At 61.5% G+C, this 22999-nt stretch carries 24 protein-coding genes and 1 pseudogene; 3 read left to right on the plus strand and 22 right to left on the minus strand.

The window, feature by feature from the left end; all coding sequences use genetic code 11:
• From V8V93_RS11675 to V8V93_RS11770, 20 genes and pseudogenes are all read right to left on the minus strand, one after another.
• Complete coding sequence (locus tag V8V93_RS11675) at positions 1-1050, minus strand: phage baseplate assembly protein V (protein WP_144234512.1); 1050 nt, start codon at positions 1048-1050, stop codon at positions 1-3.
• On the minus strand, positions 1043-1462 hold the full coding sequence (locus V8V93_RS11680) for a DUF1353 domain-containing protein (protein ID WP_133039028.1): 420 nt from the start codon (positions 1460-1462) through the stop codon (positions 1043-1045). The genes V8V93_RS11675 and V8V93_RS11680 overlap by 8 nt, the downstream gene beginning before the upstream one ends.
• Entirely contained in the window at positions 1459-1833 is a 375-nt protein-coding gene (locus tag V8V93_RS11685; protein ID WP_015721235.1) for a YcbK family protein, read from the minus strand. Before V8V93_RS11685 ends, V8V93_RS11680 begins: the two co-directional genes overlap by 4 nt.
• Positions 1826-3109, minus strand: coding sequence for a phage late control D family protein (locus V8V93_RS11690; RefSeq protein ID WP_022661715.1), 1284 nt, complete (start codon positions 3107-3109; stop codon positions 1826-1828). Before V8V93_RS11690 ends, V8V93_RS11685 begins: the two co-directional genes overlap by 8 nt.
• 66 nt (positions 3110-3175) lie before the next feature.
• Positions 3176-3466, minus strand: coding sequence for a LysM peptidoglycan-binding domain-containing protein (locus V8V93_RS11695; RefSeq protein WP_022661714.1), 291 nt, complete (start codon positions 3464-3466; stop codon positions 3176-3178).
• On the minus strand, positions 3463-3933 hold the full coding sequence (locus V8V93_RS11700) for a hypothetical protein (protein ID WP_011366981.1): 471 nt from the start codon (positions 3931-3933) through the stop codon (positions 3463-3465). The genes V8V93_RS11695 and V8V93_RS11700 overlap by 4 nt, the downstream gene beginning before the upstream one ends.
• A gap of 9 nt (positions 3934-3942) precedes the next feature.
• Positions 3943-4248 carry a DUF4406 domain-containing protein gene (locus V8V93_RS11705; RefSeq protein ID WP_022661713.1) on the minus strand — a complete coding sequence of 102 codons (306 nt, stop codon included), beginning with the start codon at positions 4246-4248 and terminating at the stop codon, positions 3943-3945.
• Positions 4249-6740: 2492 nt separating this feature from the next.
• Positions 6741-7892, minus strand: a pseudogene (locus V8V93_RS19490) (phage tail tape measure protein); the annotation flags it as partial.
• 143 nt (positions 7893-8035) lie between these two features.
• Positions 8036-8713: a hypothetical protein gene (locus V8V93_RS11715; RefSeq protein WP_144234514.1), complete on the minus strand. Its 678-nt coding sequence runs from the start codon at positions 8711-8713 to the stop codon at positions 8036-8038.
• Positions 8714-8728: 15 nt separating this feature from the next.
• Complete coding sequence (locus tag V8V93_RS11720; RefSeq protein WP_235896537.1) at positions 8729-9175, minus strand: phage tail protein; 447 nt, start codon at positions 9173-9175, stop codon at positions 8729-8731.
• Positions 9176-9205: 30 nt separating this feature from the next.
• Complete coding sequence (locus V8V93_RS11725; RefSeq protein ID WP_144234516.1) at positions 9206-10735, minus strand: phage tail sheath C-terminal domain-containing protein; 1530 nt, start codon at positions 10733-10735, stop codon at positions 9206-9208.
• Positions 10736-10737: 2 nt separating this feature from the next.
• Positions 10738-10995: a hypothetical protein gene (locus V8V93_RS11730; RefSeq protein WP_144234517.1), complete on the minus strand. Its 258-nt coding sequence runs from the start codon at positions 10993-10995 to the stop codon at positions 10738-10740.
• A 12-nt stretch (positions 10996-11007) separates the two neighbouring features.
• Positions 11008-11556, minus strand: coding sequence for a hypothetical protein (locus V8V93_RS11735; protein ID WP_144234518.1), 549 nt, complete (start codon positions 11554-11556; stop codon positions 11008-11010).
• 59 nt (positions 11557-11615) lie between these two features.
• Positions 11616-12101, minus strand: a complete 486-nt coding sequence (locus V8V93_RS11740; protein WP_028588327.1) for a hypothetical protein — start codon at positions 12099-12101, stop codon at positions 11616-11618.
• The gene (locus V8V93_RS11745; RefSeq protein WP_028588332.1) at positions 12091-12450 is read right to left on the minus strand and encodes a hypothetical protein; all 360 of its coding nucleotides are present in this window, start codon (positions 12448-12450) and stop codon (positions 12091-12093) included. Before V8V93_RS11745 ends, V8V93_RS11740 begins: the two co-directional genes overlap by 11 nt.
• On the minus strand, positions 12437-12901 hold the full coding sequence (locus tag V8V93_RS11750) for a hypothetical protein (RefSeq protein WP_054033023.1): 465 nt from the start codon (positions 12899-12901) through the stop codon (positions 12437-12439). The genes V8V93_RS11745 and V8V93_RS11750 overlap by 14 nt, the downstream gene beginning before the upstream one ends.
• Positions 12888-13247, minus strand: coding sequence for a hypothetical protein (locus tag V8V93_RS11755; protein WP_054033022.1), 360 nt, complete (start codon positions 13245-13247; stop codon positions 12888-12890). Before V8V93_RS11755 ends, V8V93_RS11750 begins: the two co-directional genes overlap by 14 nt.
• A gap of 18 nt (positions 13248-13265) precedes the next feature.
• A complete protein-coding gene (locus tag V8V93_RS11760) occupies positions 13266-14129 on the minus strand; it encodes an HK97-fold major capsid protein (RefSeq protein ID WP_022992997.1) in 864 nt (287 codons plus the stop codon).
• A gap of 18 nt (positions 14130-14147) precedes the next feature.
• Positions 14148-14510, minus strand: a complete 363-nt coding sequence (locus V8V93_RS11765) for a hypothetical protein (protein ID WP_027182227.1) — start codon at positions 14508-14510, stop codon at positions 14148-14150.
• Positions 14511-14522: 12 nt separating this feature from the next.
• Complete coding sequence (locus V8V93_RS11770) at positions 14523-16931, minus strand: DNA adenine methylase (RefSeq protein ID WP_338666820.1); 2409 nt, start codon at positions 16929-16931, stop codon at positions 14523-14525.
• 131 nt (positions 16932-17062) lie between these two features.
• Between V8V93_RS11770 and V8V93_RS11775 the strand changes: the two genes are divergently transcribed.
• From V8V93_RS11775 to V8V93_RS11785, 3 genes are read left to right on the plus strand one after another with little or no spacing between them, the layout of a single operon-like run.
• Positions 17063-17371: a helix-turn-helix domain-containing protein gene (locus V8V93_RS11775; protein WP_235896538.1), complete on the plus strand. Its 309-nt coding sequence runs from the start codon at positions 17063-17065 to the stop codon at positions 17369-17371.
• Positions 17364-18902: an Eco57I restriction-modification methylase domain-containing protein gene (locus tag V8V93_RS11780; RefSeq protein ID WP_084458312.1), complete on the plus strand. Its 1539-nt coding sequence runs from the start codon at positions 17364-17366 to the stop codon at positions 18900-18902. The genes V8V93_RS11775 and V8V93_RS11780 overlap by 8 nt, the downstream gene beginning before the upstream one ends.
• Positions 18899-19855 (plus strand): BsuBI/PstI family type II restriction endonuclease, encoded by a 957-nt coding sequence (locus tag V8V93_RS11785; protein WP_084458314.1) that lies wholly within the window; start codon positions 18899-18901, stop codon positions 19853-19855. Before V8V93_RS11780 ends, V8V93_RS11785 begins: the two co-directional genes overlap by 4 nt.
• Before the next feature lie 57 nt (positions 19856-19912).
• Here the strand turns inward: V8V93_RS11785 and V8V93_RS11790 are convergent, their stop codons facing one another.
• The gene (locus V8V93_RS11790) at positions 19913-21472 is read right to left on the minus strand and encodes a minor capsid protein (protein ID WP_235896539.1); all 1560 of its coding nucleotides are present in this window, start codon (positions 21470-21472) and stop codon (positions 19913-19915) included.
• On the minus strand, positions 21472-22980 hold the full coding sequence (locus V8V93_RS11795) for a phage portal protein family protein (protein ID WP_027189108.1): 1509 nt from the start codon (positions 22978-22980) through the stop codon (positions 21472-21474). Before V8V93_RS11795 ends, V8V93_RS11790 begins: the two co-directional genes overlap by 1 nt.
• Positions 22981-22999 lie beyond the last annotated feature (19 nt).

Consider the following 22999-nt stretch of genomic DNA (forward strand, 5'->3'; position numbering starts at 1 on the left):
TCAGGTGTTGATCAAGACGGTGTTCGTCGAGCGAATGATGATGTTTCCGGCCACCCCATCCATGAACACGAGGCTGCCGGACTTATCGGTGGCGCTGATGCTCTCCTGGCCGGGCGCGGCGTTCATGCGCACCACCTGACCGGCCTTGTCTGTGAGCCGTATCTGTTCGGCGGCGGCGGTGGAATCGACCAGGATTTCCTGAGTGCCGTTGAGCCCCCAGATGTGAACCTTCTCCCGGCCCTTGGTGGTGTCGATGAGGATCTTCTGCCAGCGGGAGCGGCCCTTGTCGCACGAGAGGATGTGGACCTTCTCCTTGTCCTGCCAGGCTTCGAGGATCACCTGCTGGCGGCAGAGGTCGGTGAGCTGGATGCGGGCGCGGGAGCCGACGATCTGCGAGGCGATGTCGAGCTGGTCGCCTTTCTCGGCGTCCTTCGTGCCTCGCCGCAGGGCGTTGCCGCTCTGCATCTCCGGCTTCACCTTCCCTTCCATGGTGAGGATCTGCCCGGCGCGGTCGATGATCCGCAGCAGCTCGTCGCCGTCGCGGTCATCGGCCAGGATGGTATGGCCGGTTTCGGTCTTGAGCAGGACCTTCAGGCGCGGGCAGTAATACGGCGGATGGCCGTGGTACTTCTTGTGTTCGAGATCGTCATGCCGGTTGGCCTGATGCTCGACCTTGTCCTCGCAGTCATGGCAGAAGGCGTTGGCGCAGGTGCGCTTGGATTCCTCGGGCTGTTCGCCGGGATTGCTCTTGGCCAGCCAGACCCCGGTCCAGATCGGATACTGGACGACGCCGCCCTCGAACTCGGCCCAGACCGAGGCACCTTCCTCGGGGATCAGGAACATGCCGGTGTCGTCGTTGCCGCCGTAGAGGAAACAGGGCGCGGCCCATTCGGACCAGTTCTCCCGTCCGCTACCGAGCACGGCTGGGATTTCCAGACGGACCCGGCCAAGGCGTTCGGGGTCGTTGTTGTCGCGCACGAAGGCCCGGTACTTGCCGTACCAGCGGTTGCGGTAGCGTTCCTCGGATTGACGGTCGCGGGTTTCAAGCATGCTCCGCCTCCCGCTTTCGACTGGCGTCCCAGGCCAGCCAGCCGCCCAGACGAACCGCCCAATACATGACCTGCCTTTTCCACAGAGGCACGCCCAGGGCCGCCATCAGTTCGAGAAAGAGGCGGTCGGCAGCAAGCCGCGAGACCTTGCCGGTGTGGTAGAGATAGTCGTGAACGACGGCCGCCGGGGAATATCGTCCCCAGGGCGGCACCACGCGCCAGAACAGGCGCGGCACCGAGGCGAAGTCGGTCTCGAACCCGGCGGGCACTTCGATGATGCGGCCAGCGCCGGTGCGGACACGGAACGGCTGGGTCAGCCTCGCGGTCATTCCATTGGGCAAGATCTCCACCCGAAGCGGTCCGGAGAGACCCAGCGCGGTGCCGGAAAACAGGGTCTTGGTTTGGGCGCTCATGACCGCCACCTCGCCTTGCCCGACTGGCGCACGTCGAGATGAACCCAGGAGGCGTAGACCCCGATGCCGCCCTCGCGGAAGAGAGGGATCTCCTCGGCGATGACCGCCAGTGCTTCAGGCGAAACGCCAGCGGGACAGCTCACGTCGGCCGCCATGCCCAGCGTGTGGAAACTCTGTTCCGCGCCGCCCACCGCCTTGTTGTGTCGGTTGCAGCGAAAGCCGCTGGTGATGGACAGCGGTTTGCCGATGCGGTCGCGCAGGGTCTGCAGGGCGTCGACCAGGTCGGGATGGACCGCAGCCGAATGGCCGCAGCAGTTTTTGCCCTTGCAGGCGAATTCCGAACGGTTGAAATTCTTGCTGAGATCACCCATTGCCGCCTCCTTGTGTGACCGCGCCGGAGTCCGCGTCGATGGTCACCATGGCTGGCGGCTCGTTTTGCGGCGTGGGCGGGGCCTCCTTGTCGTTGGGTTTGCCCTGGGACTCGGCGGACTTGTCGCCCGCGCCCTTGCCGAGGGCGTTCTTCTTGAGTTTGAGTTCGCAGAGATAGCCTGCGCTGCTGATGCTGTGGCGCACCGAGTGGCAGTAGTAGATGCCGGAAAACTTCTGGCCCACGCCCTTGATCTCGACGTTTTTCTTGGCGCGTAGCTGGGGAATGCCAATGGTGGCGGCGTCCGCCTCGACCTGGCGCAGCTCGGCCTCGCGGAACTTGCCTTCGGCGCTGTCCTGGGCGGGCTCCTGGCGCGGCTCTTCGTGAAAGCCTTCGGAACGGTCGAAGCAGGGCACGATCTGCCCCGTCTCCTGTTCCTTGAAGCTGCCTTCGCCGGTGTTGCCGTCGACCAGATAGGTCTGCTTGCCCAGGGCCGTCCGCTCGGGCGTGGTGGCGTTGTTGGCCTTGTGCTCGACTACGTCCTTCTTGCGCGGGTCGACGCCGACCGTCTTGGTCTCGACACCCGCGCCCTTGGCTCCCTGGGATTGGGTGCTGGGGCGGAACGAGCGCAGCAGGCCCTTGGTGTCGGTGAAATATTCGAGGGTCAGCAGCGGCGTTTGGTCGAGTTCGCGGGGATGGAAATGGAGTTCGTCGTCCTGGATGTAGAAGACATAGCCGCTGACGCCGTCGCCATCGCGGTCGCGGGCCTTTTCCGCCAGCTCCTTGAGGAACTGGGCGTCCGAGATGTTGCTCTGGGTGACGCGGAGATGGGTCCCCTTGGTGGCCGTGACCACCGGCGTGAGGCCGTTGGCGGCGGCGACTTGTTCGGCGATTTCCGAATAGAGGATGCCGGGAGCAGGTTTTTGCCAGACCTTCTGGTTTTCCTTGCCCGCGAGTTTGAAGCCCTTGTCGTAGGCCTTGATGCGGATGGTCGGATCGCCGTTTTCCGGGAAGTCGTAATCGATGTCCTTGATGACCGCTTTCTTGCGCGGAGAGAGGTTCCCCACGTAGCCGAAGCGGGCCACGATCTCGTTGCCTTCCTGGAACAGCGGATCGTCGACGAACTGCAGGTTGCGGTCGGTCACCGACAGTTCGAGGACATCCAACTCCTCCTCGTTGTCGGTGAAAACGAACGAGGTGATCTCCTGGGTGATGTCCTTCGAGAGGTCTTGCCCCTCGATCTGAATCAGAAATGTCGGCTTGAAGGTATCCAGATCCATGCGTCTCTCCGGTAGTTCGCAGTTCCCTGCTTACTTACCGGAAGGCATGGCGAGGTGTCGGACGCTTCAGTCGAGCAGGCGCATCTGGACGTGTTCGCGGGAGGGAATGCGCAGCGCCAGACCCGGCTCGAGCGCCAACGGGAAAAAGAGGTCGTTGTAGTCGCAGATGATCCACCAGAGCCTGGCGTCACCCAGATAGCGGTGCGCGAGCAGATCCAGGCGGTCGCCCTCGACCACGGTGTGCAGGCGGTCGTCGTGTCTGGGGGTGGTGTCGATGCGCTGGCGCATGCCGAGGGAGGTGCCGTCGCTGTCCCGGTAGAGAACGCAGCGGGCGTATCGGGAATCGCGGCCGATCATGAGCGCACCTCCGACCAGTTGATGGAACGGTCCACATATTCCTCGAGGACGATGTCCACCTCGGCCCGTTGCGGCAGCAGATTGTCCCGGTCGAACAGGCCGAAGAAACGCGCCTTCACCTGCCGGACGATGCAGGTCACGCCCGGGTAGAGATCGCCGAAAATCAGTAGCACACGATGCGGCGCGTTCTTGAGCATGGTTCCGGCGTGTTCCGGATATTGCAGCGAGCGGAGCCAGTCGACCTTCTGCTTCACCGGCCCCTTGAACAGCTCGACCTTGAAGGCGATCCGGCGCGGTTCCCCGGCGACGTACTGGTAGCGCGGATGGCTCATGCCGGGGATTTTGATCGTCGCGTAGTCGGTCGACTTCTCGTCGCTGATGGAGTTGGGGTTGTACTGGAATTCGAGCCGCTCCCCCGTGTCGGCGTCCACCAGATATCCCTTGATGGGCTGTTGATCCCAGGCCATTCCTTACACCTAGGCGATCTCGATGATCGGCTTGCCCAGTTGTCCGGCCCGGTCGAGTTCCAGCCGCATGCCGCTGGAAATGCCGTTGCCGGTGAACGCCCACACCTCGTCGCAACATTCCATGTAGGCCAGGCCGCAGGCGATGCCAGTCTCCCGCTGCTCGGGAACGCTGTCATCGGTGAAGGTTGGATACAACAGGTGCGGCGCGAACGGCGCGTGACCGTTTCTCATGACCCGTCGGCAAAGCGCCTCGGCGACCTTCACGTTTCGGGCTATGTCACCCGCGAACGGGCTGCAGACAAAGATGCGTTTCATCGGTCCTCTCACAGGGTTTCGTAGTTTCTGATCTTCCGCTCCCGAAGATCCTTGTAGACGGCCTCGGCCACCTTCCGGCCATCGATGTTGGTGGTCACGCTCAGTTCCACCGGGCGGTCGGCCAGGCCATCGAGGCGCGAGAGCAGCGATTCCAGAAGCTCGCGCAGACCCGGACCGGCGTCCTCTGCCCGCAGGGGTGTCGCGGGAGCGGTGCGGGCCGGAGCGATCAAGCGTTCGGAAGGCACCGTCTCGGTCAGTCCGGATTGCAGGGGCTTCGCTATCGGAGTCGGCGCGGCCGTCTTGGGCCGCTCGATCCCGGCCGGAGCGGGAGAGGCACTTCCGATTTCCGGTGCCGGTTCCACCGCAAACGGCTGGATGTAGCTCTTACTTACCGGCTCGACGGCCGCCGCGACGGTCTGCACGGTGCCGCTCATCGGTTGTGGGGGTGGCGCGGCCGTGGCCATGACTGGCTGGAGCATCAGCATGGCGCTCAGGGCCTTGGGCACCAGGCGTTCGTCCAGACGCGGCACGAGACTGAGCACGCTTTCGATGATGCGTTGCCCAATCGATTCGGCGGGCGGCGCAGCTCCGAGCGGTTGTTTCTGCTCGGCCACCTGCGGGACCGGGGTCTGGACTCCCAGCATGGCGCGAGCGGAGGAGAGCAAACCATTGGCGATCCCGGCGCTGCGATCCTTGATCGCCTGAATGCCCGCGCTCGCGCCACTGGAAAGCCTCTGCCAGAGAGATTGACCCTCGGTACCGGCACTGGCAAAGATTCGGCCCACAGCCCCGGGGACGGCAGACAGCGTGGCAACGATCCGGTCGCGAACAGTGACGGCTCCCGTGGCCAGCGCGTCCCAGGCATTGACCTGGGGCGGCGTGATCGCCAGCTCAGGCGTGCCGCCAAACAGGGATTGTTTGAGACCTTCGAAGATGGCACCGGCCTTGGCCGCGACGGTTTGTGCGCCGGAGGTCAGACCGTCCCAGAGTTTTCCGGCCATCCGGAAAGGAGCCGAGGCGGCGTCCATGAGGTTTCCGCCCGCCGTTTTGACCTGCTGCCACGCTCCCGCAGCGGCCGAGAGAATCCCGCGAGCGGCGAAGCCGAACACTTTCGCGGGCAGCGACTGGGTAAGGCTCATGCCGTCGGCGAGGGTCTTGAGCAGCGCGGAACCGGAGGCGGTCAGGCTGGCGAGTGGTCCCTCGCGGGCATCGGAGAACGGCAGCAGATTGCGCAGCTTGCCCAAGGCGTTCTTGAGCATGGTGAAGGGATAGGTCACCGCCGACCAGATCCCTTCGCCAAGGGTGATCAGTAGCTTCTTGCCCGCCTCAAAGAAGGTGGTGTCCCCGGCGAAGAAGGAGCGCACGGTGGCAAACAGATCCCGCAGGGTGCTGATGATCGGCAGATTGAGAATCGCCTGGCCGATCTGTCCGGCGGCGTCGGCCACCAGGCGTCCGATGGAGGTGAAGATCCCGGAAATGAAATTCCAGACACCGACCACCACATCCCGCGCCCACCGGAACGGGGTGGCGAGAAAATCGTAGACCGCGCCGCCGATGACCTTGAGACCGTCCAGCAGGGAAATGTCACCGGTCAGCACCTGCCAGACCGCATAGACAATCTTCCCGGTGGCCATGAAGGCCTCGCCGATCATGCGCACGGGCAACAGGAACTTGTAGATGAACTTGGCCGCTCCGACTAGAGACCCGACGATGATCTTGCCGACCCAGACCACGCTGCGCACCACCACCGCCAAGGCTCGGACGATGAGCGACAGGTTCCAGGCCACGATCTTCAGCGCGAATGCCAACCCCTGCAGAAGCACACCGGCGACGGTGCCGATAACCGTGCCGAAGGTGCGCCAGGACGACCCATCGGTGGCGCTGGCGGCCACGCCGAAGATCTCCACCACCGAAAAGACCGCGCTGGCCAGCGCCGCATAGGCGCTCATCAGGGTGCGGACGGTCGGTTCGAGGATGGCGCGGATGCGGCCAAAGGCATGGGAAAAAGCGCCCCACAATCCGGCCAAGGCTTCGCGAACGCGATAATAGGCTTTGAAGACGGTGACCACGAAGCCCAGCAGTCCGGCGGATTCGAGCTTATGGGCCAGTTCGGCCGACATCTGCCCGACGCCGCCGCTGAGCGAGCCCACCAGCTCCCTGATCCCCCGGAAGACCAGCGAGACCTTGTTCCAGGCCCCGGTGATGACATCCTGGATGCCGCCGAAATTGGTTTCCCAGGCGCGTTTTAGCAAATACACCGAGAGGATCACGCCAGCGATAATCGCGGTGACGGGCAGAAAATAGGTCGCGACCGCCGAACCCACTCCGGCGAGCGCGGCGCTGATGGCCACGAATCCGGCCTTGATGGCGGGCAGCATGAGTCCCACCATGCCTACGGCGGCGGTGACGGCTCCGGCTACGACCAGAATGGTGCCGAGGGCCATGGACAGTCCCAGGACAACCCGGGTCACGCCCGGCATCGATTTGGCCATGCGTTGCAGGAACAGAATGAAGCGGGAGACGCCGTTGATCACCGGCGTCACCACCGGTAGCAGAGTGCGTCCCAGGATTTCGCTGAGGTTGGCCACCTGCTGGCGCAGGAGCAGGAACCGGGCTCCGATGTCCTGGTTCATGGCGTCGGCCATCTGTTCGGTGACCGCCGTGCCGGTCTTCATGGCCCGGCCCACCGACTGGATATTGCCTTCGAGGCTCCCCATGCCCGCCGACATCTGCAGCAGGAACTTGACCGCCTCGTCGGAACCGAAGGCCTTCTTCAGCTTCACCTGGGCGGCGGCGTTGGAGAGATCGGGGAACTGGCGTTTGATCTCCTGCAGAATGGGAACCACGCCCTTGAGACGTCCGCTGGTGTCGGTGAAGGACAGGCCCAGCTCGTCACCGGCCTCGGCCGCCTTCATGATGAACGTCTTGTACAGCGTGCCCGCCTCGGAGCCGGGCATGGTGGTCTGGAGCTGGCCGAGCACGGCGAGCTGCTCATTCAGCGGAATGTTGCTCGCGGCCGCCACCGCGCCGATGTTCTTGATGGCGTCGGCCATCTGGGTGCCGTTGGTCTTGAACGAGGCCACGGTCTGCGCCATGGCTCCGGAAAAGGCGGTCGCCCATTCCATGTCGTTCATGTCTGCCATGATGGGCTTGAAGATCCCGTAGGCCGTGGTGAAGGTGCCGACCATTTCCTGGGTGGTGGCCTTGGTCGCCTTGGCCGTCATGGCTGCCATGGAGGTGAAGACGCCCACCGCCTCGTCGCTTAGGTTGGACAGGGCCGATTTCACATCGTAGGTGGCGGTGATGAACGCCGCCTTGTCAGCGCCGGACCACTGGTTGGTGAAGGATTCTGCGGCGTCCTCGATGGCCCGGAGGTCCTGCACGCCAAGGGACGCCAGCTCGCCCAAGGCCTTCTGGGTCGCGGCGGTGGAAGCGACCAGGGCGGCGGGCACCGCCATCAGAGCCAGTCCCGCCCCCAGCATCATGGTGCCTTGCTGGATGCGATCCAGGTTGCGGGTCATCCGCTCGCTGGCATCCGCCACGGTGGAATCGAGGTCCATCATGGAGCCACGGATGCGCTGCGCGTTCTGCGAGAACGCATCCTTCATCGATACCACTATGCCCAGTCCGAGATCGCCGTTCATCTATCGCCGTTCCGTTTGCTCACGTTCAAAATCAAGCTGCCGCTCGAGGGCCTCGACGAACTGACGCCGGACCCTGAGCGGCAGCGAGCGGGTTTCCGACCAGCCCCAGTGCAGTCCGCCGTAAGCGAGAAAGAATGCGTCGCTTACAAGCGAACTCCGGGGAACAAAAAAGCCGGTTCTGCCTCCAGACGGGTTCGGATCTTGGTGCCGCAGCCATCGCATTCGGTTTCGACCGAGGTGTCGATTCCCGCGTCGACCCGCGACATCTCCTGCCGCAGTGCGTTGCGGTCGCGCATCGACATTTCCGCCAGGCTCTTCTTGGAGGGAGCCTTGCCGTCGATGTCGAGGATGCGGATGAGCATGGCCGAACTGATGTTGGGCTCGCGCAGGCTGGCCAGGCGCTTTTCCTTGTGGCCGTCGAGATATCCGAAGCGGACGGCTTTCTTCGAGCCGGGCAGCTTGAAGGCGAACTCGCGCTCCTCGCCGTAGGGGGTGACCTTGAGATCCTCGAGATTGACGGTCACGAAGTTGGTCATGCGGCAGGCGCTGTTCGGGCAGCTCAGCTCCAGTTCAACCTCGTCGCCGAGGGAAATCTGGCGCAGGCGGACCAGGGCGAACAACCGGTCACCCGAGAGCAGGTTCATCACCTCGGAAAGATCGGGATCGGTCTTCTCGCCCAGCCGGACGAAACAGTTGCGGAGCACCTGGTTGATCGCCTCTCCGGAGCGGATCAGGCGCTGGTTGGTGAGCAGTTCTTCCTCGGCCCCGGTCATTTCCCGGAGCTCGAGTTCAGTGCCGCTTGGCAGTTCAAAGCTGTACATGGTCGATCCTCCGGTTTAGGTCCAGTATTGGAAGCAGATGGTGAGCTTCTCGATGGTGTTCTCGGTGTTGCCGCCCTCGAGCTCGTCGTATTCGAGCGCCTTCACCCAGGCCCCGTGCAGGGTCCAGCGGCGGGTCTCGTTGCCGGTGCGGTCGTAGCGGACAACGTCGATGTCGCGCATGTAGTCGGCCGGAAGGCCGCCGGTGACGGCGTTCACGTCCACCTGTTTCTTGATCCATTCGCGGGCCGCCTCGTCGGAGCCGTCCTGCAGGTTGCCTTTCTCGAGGGTGATGTCCTCGAACTTGACCCGGCCCGCCACCTTCTGGTCGAACATCGAACCAGCCGGGGCAAAGGCCACTTCCTCGAATTCTGTTTGGGGCTCCTGTCCCTTGTGGAACAGGGCCACGTCGAAGCCGTTTACCTCGATGGCGAACTGCCAGTTCTGGTAAAGGCTCTTGGGCATGTTTCCGCTTCTCATAGCCGTGTTCTCCCGTTAGATGATTTCTTTGAAGTCCGCGCCGGTGCTGGTCAGGATGAAGTTCAGCTCGATAAACTCCGCCGTCTTGGTCGGCTTGACGAACACGCGGGCCACCATTTCGTTGCGGTCGATGACCGCCGGGGTGTTGGTCTCCTCGTCGCACTGAAAGGCGAAGTCGTAGAGGCCGCCCTTGTCCTTGATGTCCTGCAGGAAGGGGTTGATCAGGCGGCCGAGGGCACGCCAGGTCTGGGGATGGTTCGGCTCGAACACCACGAAGCGGGAGGATTCCGAGATGGCTTCCTCCATGAACATCATCAGGCGGCGGACGTTGATGCGGTCCACGGCCGAGGGCTGGCTCTGCAGTGTCTTTTGGCCCCAGATGTTGATGCCGGTGTCGGGGAACACGGCGATGACGTTGATCCCTTCCGGATAGAGCACATCGCGCTCGCCACGGCTGGTCTTGTAGGCCAGGGAGAGCGTGTTGAAGATGCGGCCACGGTCGATACCGGCGGGCGCGTTCCAGACGTTGGTCTTCTGGTCGCTGCGGGCGATGCAGCCCGCCACCGCGCCGCAGGGCGGCACCAGCTTCTTGCGCGAGTTGACCGGATCGCTGATCTCCAGCCAGGGGTAGTAGAGCGCCGCGTAGGAGGAGTTGAATGCCGCGTGGCTGTACATCCCTTGTCCCTTGCGGAAGTCGACCGCTTCGAGCGGCTCCAGATGCATGGGCGTGTCGGCGATGAACAGCAGATCCTTGCGCCCCTCGGCATAGGCGATTCCGGCGTTGATCACCGGCACCGTGGTGACGCCGGGGACCATCAGCAGGTTCAGGGCGTCGATCTCGTCAAAGCCATAGAGGCCGGTATGCTGCGAGGGATCGCCGATGAAGTCCGCATCGGCCAGATCGGTCAGCCCGTTGTCGCCGCCGCTGAGCGTGAACACCCCCAATGCCGGACGGTCGCCGGGCGTTCCCATTACTGCGGCCAGATCCTGGACGAGGATGAAATCCGAGCGGTCGTTGATCGCCAGCTCCACATGGTTCGGCAGCGTCTCGTCCATGCTCAGATCCTTGAACACCTCGACCACATCGCCTTTGTGCCGGACCACCAGGTTGAAATGGTTGGCCGGGTCAAGGGAGCCATCCTCGATGGAGACGGAGAGCCGGTCGCCCCAGACGCCTTCGTTCACGGACTCGATCCGCAGGGTATCGGCAGGCGTGGCCTCCCGGTTCTGCAGGACGACGGATGCCTTGAGCGCCGTCAGGGTGTCCCGGTCGGTGGGGTCGGTCAGATGGGCGATGCGGGTGACATAGAGGACCGAGCCGCCGTTGTCGAAAAATGCCCGGGCGGCGTAGGCCAGATAGCTCTCGTTGATATAAGAGCCGAAACGGTTGATGAACTGTTCCCAGCTCGTCACCAGTACGGGCTTGTTGATCGGGCCTTTCTCGGCCACCCCGACCATGGCGGCCGACGAGGTCGAGATCTGCTTCACATAGAAACTGAAGTCCGTTTCCCGGGTGTAAATCCCGGGGGATAGATAGGTCGGCATGGTTATTTCCTCCGCTTGCTGGTGGTCTTGGCCTCATCGGTTCCGGCGTCCTCGGTCACCGTGGGCTTTTCCGGCTCCGGTTCCGCGCCGCCGGTCAGGTCGGTGATGCGTACCAGTCCGCGTTTCCCGGCGGTCTTGATCTCGGCGGAGAGGTCCTTGCGGGCGATGCTCTTGCGCTCTCGCGGCCCGAGGTGGAGGGTTCCCTGGCCGGAGAGGTTGAACGTCAGGGGTTGGAACTGCAGGTTTCTGATCTCGATCACGGTTGTTCTCCTTTACGGTTGAATGGTTCGTTGCTCTGTCACGTCGCCGTGAAACTGGAAGGTCCGGTCCCGGATCAGCCGACCGTCGCGCAGGTCGCCGTCGTACACCGGGCAGGATTCGATGCGGATGCGTCCGGAGCTTTGCCGGAGGTTGGAGAGGTTCACCCGGGCCAGGCCGCCCAGAGGAACCAGTTCGGTAAGGTTCAGGCTGCCCTGGTCGGTGATGGCGATCTCCGGGTGAAGCTGAAGGAACCGCGAAACCGATTCGTGAAAACCGAGCAGTTCGGCCTCCCGATCCACGGTCACCACCAGGTCGAAATCGAGGTGATAGAGCCGGGGAAACCGGCACTCCTCGAAACTCAGCTCCGCGACATTCTGTTCGAACAGGCGGCTCTGGCTGCGACGGAAGCGGTCTTCCGCCAGCTTCGGCCCCTGGAGGATGACGCTGGGGGTGCGCTGGACCTCGAACAGGTCATCCGGGAACACCAGCACGGTGTCCGGGTGGATGGCCTGTTTGGCCAGGCGGATCAGGGTTTCTGTGACGGTCTGTATCGTGCTCAAGGGACGCCTCCGTTTTCTGCCTGGTTACTTACCGGAAGCGCTGGGGATGTGTCGGAGGCTCAAAGCGCGGAGCGGATCGCCTCGCGATAGTTCTGGAGGATTTGCTCGCGGTACTTCTCCATCACCGGATGCAGAAAGGGTCTGGCGGGGATGACGATGGTCGCGCCGTTGGGATGTTTGATGGTGGCCCCGTACTCCATGACGGCACCGATGTTCACCATGTCTTCACCGTCCTTGTTGACGGTGCCGCGCAGCAGTCCGACGAACGCCTTGTCGGCCATGATCTTCTGGGTGATAGCGTTGACGAGAAAGCCGGTGTCGATGAGCGCCTTGCTGGAACCTTTGCGCTCGATGGTGCTCTCGGCGAGCTTCACGAAGGCCTGTCCGCCCGGGGCCTGGGAGCGAATCCCCCGCTGGATCTCGCGCACGAGAAAAAGGGCGTTGCGGATCGTGGCCTGACGCAGGGCCGTGGCCAGGCGCGGCCCCATGCCGGCGGTCAGCTTGGCGCGGGCCTTGTCCCAGTCACCGGTTCGCCTAACGCCCATTGAGCTTCACCAGTTGCAGGTTCTTGTGGGTGACGGTGCCGAAGAAGTGTTCTTCCTCCACACTCTGTATGCGATAGGTTTCCCTGTCGGTGGCCAGGCGGTCTTCACCCCGGACATCGGCATCTGGAAGGACGCAGGCGAGCGCGTCGATCTTGCCGCTCAGCTCCTCCGGCGGGGTTTCGTTCAGTTCGAGGGGGATGACAGAGATCTCCGCGTATTCGGCATCGTCGGTGCCGTAGAGCCGCTCGCCGGGAACCACGCGCAGGACGCGTGCTGTCTGGCCGGAGGAGAGGATCAGCCGGGCGACGTCGGCCACGGCTTCGGCGCGTTCCCGGTCATTCAACAACATCGAGATCGATCCCTTGTTCGTAGATGACCGGCGTAAGGCCGCTCGGGGTCAGGATGTAGGCTTCCTGATCGAGCTGGGTGTCCGGACGCAGCTCGGTGAGCCGCTGGCGGTAGTCGGCGAGCAGATCGGCCTCGAGCTTGGCCCAGTGGCCGGGCTGGCCGGTTTTGTCCACCCGCTTGTCGCCGCTGGAAAAGGAGAAGGCGTTGGCGGTGGCCGAACGCATGACCTGGCAGGCGTGGATCTGCGCCATGATCACCAAAAGCTCGCGGACCTCGCCGGTGGGATCGGGGGTAATCTCTCCGGCCGTGATCGTCAGCGATTGGTCGAGGTCACGGCCGACACGGAAAACGGCCTTCCGGACGCACCTCTCCAGAGTCTGATCCTCGAAGAGAGATGCGCCCGGATCGGACAGGTCGAGCCGCAGGTCGGCGATCAGGTCACTCAGCAGCACCTTGCAGACCCTCCAGACGGCTCTTGAGTGCGTCGATCACCGTGCGGCGTTTCTCGGTGTCCATGTAGCCTTTGAGGGTTTCCGGATTGGCTTCCTCGTTGACCCGGGAGATGGCGTCGGTGGCGGAGAGTTTGCTCAGGTCCACCGGTTCCGCGTCCTGATCTGGCTCTGGAGAGGCGAGCGGTTCCTGCTTCGGTTTGTCGGTCATGGCCAGGCGGCCGTTCTTGAGCGCCGCCTGGATCTGCTTGGTGAGACGTTCCACCTCGACCACCTGACCGGGTTTGAGCTTCAACCCGGCGTCGGGGATCACCAGAACGCCGGGACGGATGTTCTTGATTCGATTCATGTCACGTCACCTCCCGGATTACGGAACCAGTTTGACCTTGGCCATGATGTCGGGGCGGGTAATGCCCTGACCGATCTCGGACCACACCAACCAGCCGGTCTTGAAGCGGGTCTTCTGATCGATGGACTCCGTCTTCAGGTTTTCGCGCACCGGCATCTTTCCGACCTCTTCATCCGGGACGATGATGATCTCGTCCAGCGGCATGGAGGCCGTCAACAGAATGCCGCCGGTGCCGTAGTTCTTGATGACGCCCTTCTGACGCAGCTCGAGCTTGGTCTGGGGATCGAGGTTCCAGCCGCGCATGTCGTTGAAACGGCGGCCGCGCATGACGATGTACTTCACCGACAGCTCCAGATCCTCGATGATCGAGATGGCCTCGTTCAGTGCATCCTCGGTGAGCAGGTCGCCGGTGACCTCGATGGTGTTGGCCGCCGGGATGGCCGAGGACAGCACCGAAATGGTGCGGCGGTCCATCTCCTTGCGGATGGCGTCGGCGGCGCTGGTCTGAATGTCCATCAGCGTGCCGATGTTGCCGTTTTTGAGGACGGAAACGTCCACCATCGGGTTGGAGTGGATGCGGTTGGTGGGGAACTCGACCTCGTCCTTGCCCACCTCCTGCTCCTGGGCGTCGCCGTCCTTGCTGATCCAGTGGGCCTTGACGGTCGGTTTCTTCTGGTAGACCGGACGTTCGCCCTTGGGCAACGTGTGCTTGGTGAGCAGCAGCGAGGAGATCTCCTTGCGCTTGATCTCCTGTTCGATGGGCGCGGCGATGGCGGCGGCAAGCGCCCGCATGCCTTCGGGCGACTCGAGAGCCTCGCTCATGAGCCGCGCCATGGTTTCCATGTATTCCTGGGAATGGATCTTCAACTGATTGGTTTTCATGTGCGTTGGCTCCTTGGGTTAGACGAGCAGGCGGAATTTGAGGACGCCGCTCTGTACGGAAATGGCGTGGGCGACGACGTGCTCTCCGGCCGCGACGCCGTTGGTCAGCCGACCGCTCGCCGAAACTTTCAGGTCGTCTCCGGCGACGACGGTCCCTTCGAAGGCGTCGGTCTCGTAAACGCCGCCGTCACAATAGATGCCGGGCATTTCGCCACCGGCGTAATCCTTGATCAGGATGCCGAAGGAGCGTTTGGTGGGATCGGTGTTGACGGCGAACAGGTCGTCGCCGACCACGCGGACCACCTGGCCGAGCTGGCCATCGCCCTGGATGTGACCGTCGCCATAGGCGAGGCTGCGGTGACACGGATTGATGAATGACATGGTGTTTCCTCCTTATGCGTTGATTTGCGAGTGTTCGGGAGAGTCCTCGCCGACACGGTTGCGGTAAGCGGCCATGAACCCGTCGCGCAGACGGTCCTCGAGCGACACCTTGCGGTCGTCCACATCGTGGGGCCTGACACCGGCGTCGCTGCGCAGCGGGGTTTCCGTCGATGCCTTGGCGGCGGGCTTGCCGCCCTGGTCGCTGTCAGCGGGTTTCTCTTCCTTGTCCTTGTCCGCCTTGGCCGACTTGGGCAGGCGCTCATAAGCGGCTTCGGTGGCGGCGAAGGCTTCGTCGGACAGTTCGGCCAGGCGTTTCAGCTCGGCTTCCCGGTCCTCATCGGACGCAAAGGAGAGCCCCTGCTTCTCCAGCCGGGTGAGCAGTTTTTTGGCCCGGGAGCGGCAAGCGGCCGCCTTTTGTTCGGCTTCCAATTCCTGGACGCGCTTCTGCAGCTCGGCGACCTGGGCCTTGAGCTGCCGGTTTTCCTTTTCCAGGTCGGAAACGCGGGCAGGATCGCCTTCCTGCTGGGCCGGTTTCTTCTTGGCCGCGTCAGATTCAGTCTTGGCGGCCGGGTCTTCGGTAGGTTTGGTTTTGTCTTCCATCGTGGAATCTCCTTCGGGTTGGGATTGGTCGGGCTGGCTCTGAAGGGACGCCACCTGCAGAATCCTGGCGTTCTCGTCCGCGCCTTTGCGGTCGAGCAGTCCCAGTCCGGTGAAAGTGACGCCGTGCAGAATCTCGAAAACGGGTTGGCCGTTGAAATCACGGCCCTTGAATTTGCGCAGGTGGGTGCAGTAGTCGGCCTTGTTCTGGAAGCGCTTGTGGCAGACCGAACATTCGCCTTCCTGGTAGTCGCATTCCATGGAGACCTGGGAGATGATCCCGCGCTTCATCAGCTTGTAGGCCAGCCGGGCGGCCGGGGTGTCGTGGACGTACAGCTCACCGACGCATTCCACGCGGCCGCCGTTGTCGTCCTCCAGGTAGTCGGCGGCGACGATGCCGCCCACGATGTCGTTGAACTCCTGCGAATGTTGCAGATCGACCTTCTTGTTCACGGCCGTCATATGCCGACCGGACAACTCCTCGGCGGTGAAGTGGTCGCCGTTCTTGTTGGTGCCGGTGCGACAGAGCACGAAGCTGAATTGGGGGTCGCCCGCCGAGCCGACATCCATGGCCTCGGTCGTGAGGCGTTCGCCTTCGCCCAGCTGGATGTCCACGGGGATGCTGGTGTGGAAGTTCGCTGCGGCGGCCATCGGAACGGGTTTTTCCTCCCGCTCGGCGCTGGCCTTGGCCCCGGGAGCGCAGACGAACAGACGCTCCTTGGCGTTGGAAGCCTCACCGAGCTTGGAGGTGATGGCGTAGTGGTGATCCTTGGACCTCATCCGGCTCTGCTTGCCGAAGGAGCCGATGATCCGCTTCATCTCCTGCTCGTTGGGATAGGCGTGATCGCGGTAGGAGATCAGCCAGTGCGGGATGTGCTTTGCATTACCGAGAAAGGTCTGGAAGAACTCGTTGGCGTTGGCCTTGGTGACGGTCTTGTGGTCGGTCTCGTAATACTTGACCTTGGTGTCGGCCTTGATTTCGAGCCCTTCCCAATAGGTCATGAGCCCCTCCACGAAGTGGTAGGCCCGCTCGTAGTTGGTGGTCGAAAACTCGGTGGCGTAGGGCGGATCGAAGTAGGCCAGATCCGCCTTGGCTTTCGGCAGCAGGTCGTTGATGTCCTGCCGGTATGCCTTGTTCTCCTTGTCGTTGTCGAAAACCAGGGCGTTGATACGCTGCAGGTTCTTGCGCAAGCGATCCTTGAACTCGTCGGGGGTGTCCTGGCGGCGGCCATAATCGGTGGACGACGAGAAGTGGCCGAAGCCACCCTTGCCGCTCATGCAGGTCTTGCCGAGGCCGAACAGGGCGATGTCTTTCTTGAAGCCGGAGAGCTTGTCGCAGTTGGCGCGGATGGTGTCGATCAGCGCATGGACGCCCTTGGCGAAGAAAATGCCCTTGAAGTTGTCCTGAACGAAGCTGCCCGCCTTGGCGTTGTCGGCCAGGAGTGCCTCGATCTCGTCCTCGCTCAGGCGAACCGAGTTGTTCTCGATGATCGCCTTGGCCGCATGGTGGCAGTAGCGGAGCCGGTCGTTGGCGATGACCTGGAGGCCCTTGGTCTTGTACATGTAGGCCACGACCGCAGACCCCGAAAAGGCATCCAGCACCGTGCCAGTGCCCTCCGGGGTATGCTTCCAGATCCAGTCGACGAGCTTCTGCTTACTGCCGATGTAGTTGGTGATGTACTTGGGGCGCTTCTCGGGAGGGAGCTCTTCAGGAGCGGACTGTTCGGCGGCCTCGGACCCGAGCGTGTCGGGATCGAGAGTCAGCGCCGCATCGGCCTCCAGTAGAAACGCCAGCCTTTCCAGGTCTGTGGCGAACAGTTCCATCAACGTCTCCGGTCAGTTTGCTGTGCTCTCCGCGACCTGCGGGGAGCGTTCAGCGGTTACTTACCGGAAGCGTCGGCGATGTGTCGGAGGGTGACGGCGAATTTCAGCGGACGGGACTTGGGGGGAAATTTATGGAAGTTGCCGAGATTTGGCTTGAAAATCGGCCTGGTATTCGTTATTTTCTATTATCATGTTTTATTACAGAATTCAGAAAAGCGGTGACTGACATGGAACCACAAGACAAATGGCTGACCATCGAGGAGCTTTCCGGTTATCTGAAGATGAGCCGCAGCAAGCTCTACCAGATGGCCCAGAAAGGCGAGCTGCCCGGTTCCAAGATCGGAACCCAGTGGCGGTTCGACCGGGACCGGATCGATGCGTGGATGAACGAAAAAATGAGCGCACCAAGCAAACGAAAAACGGGGGCTCAACATGCCTGAAGCTTTATTGAAAGAACCTCTAAATCTTCTGTCTCGGGCGGATGCTTCGAGGAAAATTGCAAACGGCAAGCTCAAGGTGGAAACCAAAAGTGCTTTTGGCCAGTATATGACCCCGGCCACGGTTGCCTCGTTTATGGCTTCGTTGTTTCCCGCCCCATCAAGTCAGAATATCCGGCTGTTGGACCCCGGAGCAGGTGTCGGCAGTCTGACATCCGCTTTTGTCGAACATCTCTGCAAAGGTAAAAACGGCTATCGTATTGATTTGGACGCCTACGAAATAGACTCGGTAATGCGTTCCTATCTGGAGAAGAATCTTGATCTGTGCGAAATAACCGCAGCGAAAAGCGGTGGTTCGGTGGCGTGGCGCATTATTGCTGAGGACTTCATAACCGAAGCATCAAAGAAGGCGGCTTCGCTTAATAGCCTGTGGCCTGAAAAGGTGGATAAGTACACGCACTGCATTATGAATCCTCCCTATAAAAAGATTTCCAGCGCATCACGCCACCGGGCATGTCTTCGCACCGCCGGAATTGAAACGGTTAACCTGTATTCAGCTTTCGTTGCCTTGTCCTTGCTGTTACTGGAAAAAGGCGGATATCTGGTTGCAATCATTCCCAGGAGTTTTTGCAATGGACCGTACTATCGTCCATTCCGGGAGTTCATGCTGAAACATGCCGCTGTGCGGCGCATTCATCTGTTTGGCTCCAGAAACAAGGCGTTTAGGGAAGATAAGGTTCTTCAGGAAAATATCATCGTGGCGCTTGAAAAAGGTGGTCTGCAAAAAGGTGTCACTGTCTCGACTTCCACCGACGATACATTCTCCGACACATTCATTTCCGATTATCAATTCAGAGAAATTGTCCGCGAGGATGACAAAGAACTTTTTATTCATATCCCGGCGACACCGGAAGCTGATTTTCTGGACGATGCGAAAGCATTTAACTACTCGCTTTCGCAACTTGGCATACAGGTTTCAACCGGTCCGGTTGTGGATTTTCGCATGAAGGATCACTTGAAAGCCATGCCTGAAGCCGGAACAGTGCCGTTGTTGTACCCATGTCATTTCAAGGGACAGTCCATGCAATGGCCGATAGTAGGAGGGAAAAAGCCCAATGCGATTCTGTGCAATAAGGAAACGCAAAAATGGCTTTATCCGAATGGCTTTTATACTGTGGTGCGCCGTTTTTCATCAAAAGAAGAAAGGCGGAGAATTGTGGCGAGCGTTGTTGCCCCTGCGGTGTTTGGTGGAGTGGAGAAGCTTGGCTTGGAAAATCACCTCAATGTTTTCCATAGCAATAAAGGGCCGCTAACAGAGGCCCTTGCAAGAGGGCTTTCCGTCTTTCTGAATTCAACGGCTGTTGATGACAACTTCCGGCGGTTCAGCGGCCACACACAAGTCAATGCAACCGATCTTAAACTTATGAAGTACCCGAGCCGCAAGGCCCTCATTGAACTCGGACAATGGGCAATCAAGCAAGGGGAGTTGACTCAGGATATGATCGACGAAGAAATGGAGAGAATTGCGGAATGAACCAGACCAACAACCATAAGCAAATCAGTGACGCGATCAATATCCTGGTAGCTCTTGGAATGCCGAGGGCGCAGCAGAACGAACGTTCCGCGCTCTGTCTTCTTGCCTTGTTGAATCTCACACCCGGCAAGAAGTGGAAGGAGTCTGAAAAACCGTTGATGGGGATAACGCCCATCATGGATTGGGCGCGTGAGCACTATCAAAAAGAGTACGCCCCAAATACTCGGGAAACCGTCAGGCGGCAAACCATGCATCAGTTCGTGGATGCAGGAATCGCACTCTACAATCCAGACAAACCCAACCGGCCTGTAAACAGCCCCAAGGCCGTTTACCAGATCGAAGATACCGTTCTGGAGTTGCTACGTTCCTTCGGTACTTCGATGTGGCATGACAACCTGACGTCCTACCTTGCCGACCGCGAAACCCTTGCGGCGCGTTACGCAATGGAACGGGAGCAAAATCGGGTTCCCGTGAAAATCGCCAAGGGCAAGGAGATCACCCTGAGTCCCGGCGAGCACAGCGAATTGATACGAGACATTATTGAGGAGTTCGGGCCTCGATTCGTTCCCGGCGGCGTGCTGATCTATGCTGGCGATACCGGTGACAAATGGGGATATTTCGATGCGCCTTTGCTCTCCGATCTTGGCATCAGTGTCGATTCTCACGGGAAAATGCCCGATGTCGTTCTGTTCTGTCCGAAAAGAAACTGGCTGTTACTCGTTGAATCCGTTACCAGTCACGGCCCTGTGGACGGCAAAAGACATGCGGAACTGTCACAGCTTTTCGCCAATTCCAAAGCGGGGCTTGTCTATGTCACCGCCTTTCCAAACCGTTCTCTCATGGGGCGGTATCTTGGAGAAATCGCCTGGGAAACGGAAGTATGGGTGGCTGACGCCCCTTCCCATCTGATTCATTTCAACGGAGAGCGATTCCTCGGACCTTACAAGGACTGAACAACTACTGCCTTCCCCGTCCATTCATGGTCCAAAGCCTCTTTCGGCAAGGTTTCATTATCGGTCCCGGATCTGCCGGAGAATCCACTTTCTCAGCGTTTCCTCGGTCGCCAGCCGGATCAGCGCCTCGACAAGCTGCTGCTTGTTCTTGAGGATGCCGATGCCGTGCTTCTGTTTGGCCGCCGCGAGTTCCTTGCCCATCAGGCCGCTGTGATCCACGCCGGGCTCCAGCTTGTCCAGCAGCTCGATGGTCTCCTGCTTGGTCATGTTGAGGGAGATGCCGTTCTCCTTCGCCATCTCCTTGAGCTGCTGGGCGGTCATGCCCTCCAGCCCCTCGGCGGGCGGGATCTTCGCCATCTGGGCTGCGAGCAGCTTGGCCTGTTTGAGTTCCGCCTGTTTCAGTCCGAGCAGCTCGACCAGTTCTTCCTTGGTCCGCAGCAGGCCGATCTTGTGTTCCTTGAGCTTGGCGCTGAGCGCCGCTCCGGCCAGGTCACCGTGATCGATCCCCGGTTCGGCCAGGTCGAGCAGCTTGATGAAATCGGCCTTGGTCCGGGCAATGGCCACGCCGTTCTGTTTCGCCAGGGTCTGGAGCTGTTTAACCGTCAGCGAGCCGAGGTCGGCAATGTCGCCGTTTTCAAAGGCGCTCTTGAGCTTGGCGTTCTCCTTGGCCTGGGCGTCGGCCATGCCTTCCAGCACGTGGGGCGGGAGAATGCAGGCGTCCCCCTGCGATGCCTGTGCGGCGGCCTTCGCGGCCATCTCGCTGCCGCAGACGGTCATCGGCCACGCCACGATGTTGGTGCAGCGGCAGTGCGGATGCGCGGGTTGCTGGGGGAACTTGTCGATGGGAAAGGTCTTGCCGTCCAGGCCACCGCAGACCGGGCACATCCGTTCATCCTCCATGGCCAGCCATTCCAGCTTCTGGATGCCGACCCGCTCGTGGAACTTGAGCCTTCCCATGTTGTGGGCGCGGAGGACCTCGGTGCGGGCGATCATCTCCATGCGGTACTGCGCCTTGCTGAACACCCGGCTTCCGGCCTGACGAAAGGAGTCCTTGTCGATGATCACCTTGCCCATGTCCCGGACGATGTCGTCGGCTCCCTTGCCCGTGGCGACGCCGTTCAGGATGGTGCGCTTGATGCCGTCTGCGAGTTCGCGGTGAACGTCACCGGCGAGTGTGAGGTTGTACTGCGCCATGAAGTCGAGGGCATTGGTGTCGACGATGGTGAACACCTTGGTGGCCAGCTTGTCGATGCCTTCGGCTTTGAGGTCGGCGTAGAACGGCAGCGCCGCGTCGGCGAGTTCGCCGATTCCCTGCTGGATGCCGAGCTTGAAGGAGTCCTTGGTTGTCTTGCGAAAGACCAGGGTCTGCTCCCGCTTGAGCCGTTTCATGGTGTCGTCGAGTTCGAGCTGGAGCTTTTCCAGCCCTTTGAGGGCGGCGAGCTTGTTATCCGGCAGGGAGCCGAGGGAGCGGTACTGGAGGATGGCGCGGGCGACCTCGTCTTCGGCCTGTTTCAGCGCCTGGGTGAGCTGGGCCGTGACCTGGTCGTTGTAGCGGTTGCGGGCCGTCAGGCTTTTCAGGGTGGCCGCTTGGATGCGCTGCTTGAGGTCCGATGGCATCAGCGAGGCTCCCGGCGGTCGATGAAACGACAGGCCGGGGCGTCGAAGGTGCGCTCGCTGTTGTGGACCCGGCAGTGGTTGGTGTCAGCAATGAAGTGGCTGCACTCGTCGCATACGGCAGCAATGCCGGTGGACTCCAGGTCGCCCGACCAGACCAATGCCGCCTCCGCCGTGGGTTCATTATCCTCGGCCGGAATCCCGAGCATCTTCCGGGCGCGAGGCACGCTGAGAATGCCGGAGACGACCATATCCACCACCGGCTTCACCTGTTTCTCGTCCATCAGGTCGATCTGTTTGCGTTCGGTCTCGCGGTTGGCGGCCTCGATGTCCGGGTCCAGGTCCATCTTGAGCTGGAGGCTGGAGCGGCTGATGAGTTTGCGGTCGTAGAGTTCGATGAGGAGCTTCTTGAAATCGACCGCGTCGCTGGGGTCGAGGTCGTTGAAGATAAACTGGATGCTCTTGTCGCCGTGGCCGTTCAGTTCCATCCAGTCGTCGAACACCCAGTCGAGGAGCTTTCGAGCGGCCTGTTTGATCTCGCGGATCATGACCATCATCTTCTGCATGCTCACCGAGGCGGTGGCGAAGTTCGGACCGTCGCCGGTCACCAGCGAGCGTGACAGCCCCAAGGCCACCACGATGTCTTCCTTCACCTCCTTGACCTTGTCCTCGACGTTGAGGACCTGGCCGTCGGTGCCGTGGGTTTCGACGTTGACGTAGAACGGGACCACCAGGCCGCTTTTCATGTCCATCTTGTTGACCATGTCGCGGACCTGTTCGAGCATCCGCTGGTCCGGCATCACCATCTTCTGGCCGAACGCGCCACCCACCTTGAGCAGGCGGAACGGCGTGGCCCAGCGCTTGGCGATGGCCTGTTCGGCCCGGCGGTAGTCGCGCAGCAGTTCGATGGCTTGAAAGGCGGGAAGCACGAGGGAGTTGCCTCGGGGCGAGAAGGCCGGTGCGTCCCATTTGAGGTGGACCACCTGCTCGACGGGCAGCGGAATGGATTCGCCGCCGCCGGGTGTGTCCTCGGGAAATTGCCGGGCCTCGATCAGCTCGCCCTGGGCGTATTTGACCTTGACCGAAACCGGGTTGACGCAGACCAGCTCCTCGATGTCCTGGCCGGACTTGGTGAAGCGTTTGAAGCCGATGGCGTCGCCTTTCACCAGGAGCTGAAGAACCATGTCTTTGATGAACTGCGAGACGTTCAGCCGCCAGGCGGCCTCCAGGGCCTGCTCCTTGAGGGTCTCGTCATCGCTGGTGATTTTGATCTCGTCGCCCACGGCGAAGGTGCGCCAGGAGTTGACGCAGTTCTTCACCAGCGGCTCCTCGACGTAGTATTCCCAGGCCTTACGGGCGCGTTCTTCCCAGGTGGCCGGAATCGCTTCGGCGGCGTTCACCTTGGCGAAGGCGGCCGAGTCGAGCGCGGCCGCTGCTGCCATCGGCGCGATGACAAAGCCGGTGGTGTCCAGGCTTTCGGGTTGTTCGTCCTGATGGGCGGTGCTTTCCACGTGATCCTCTCGGTAGTTT

Origin of the sequence: Pseudodesulfovibrio sp. 5S69 (genome assembly GCF_037094465.1) — a bacterium.
Classification (GTDB): Bacteria; Desulfobacterota; Desulfovibrionia; order Desulfovibrionales; family Desulfovibrionaceae; genus Pseudodesulfovibrio; species Pseudodesulfovibrio methanolicus.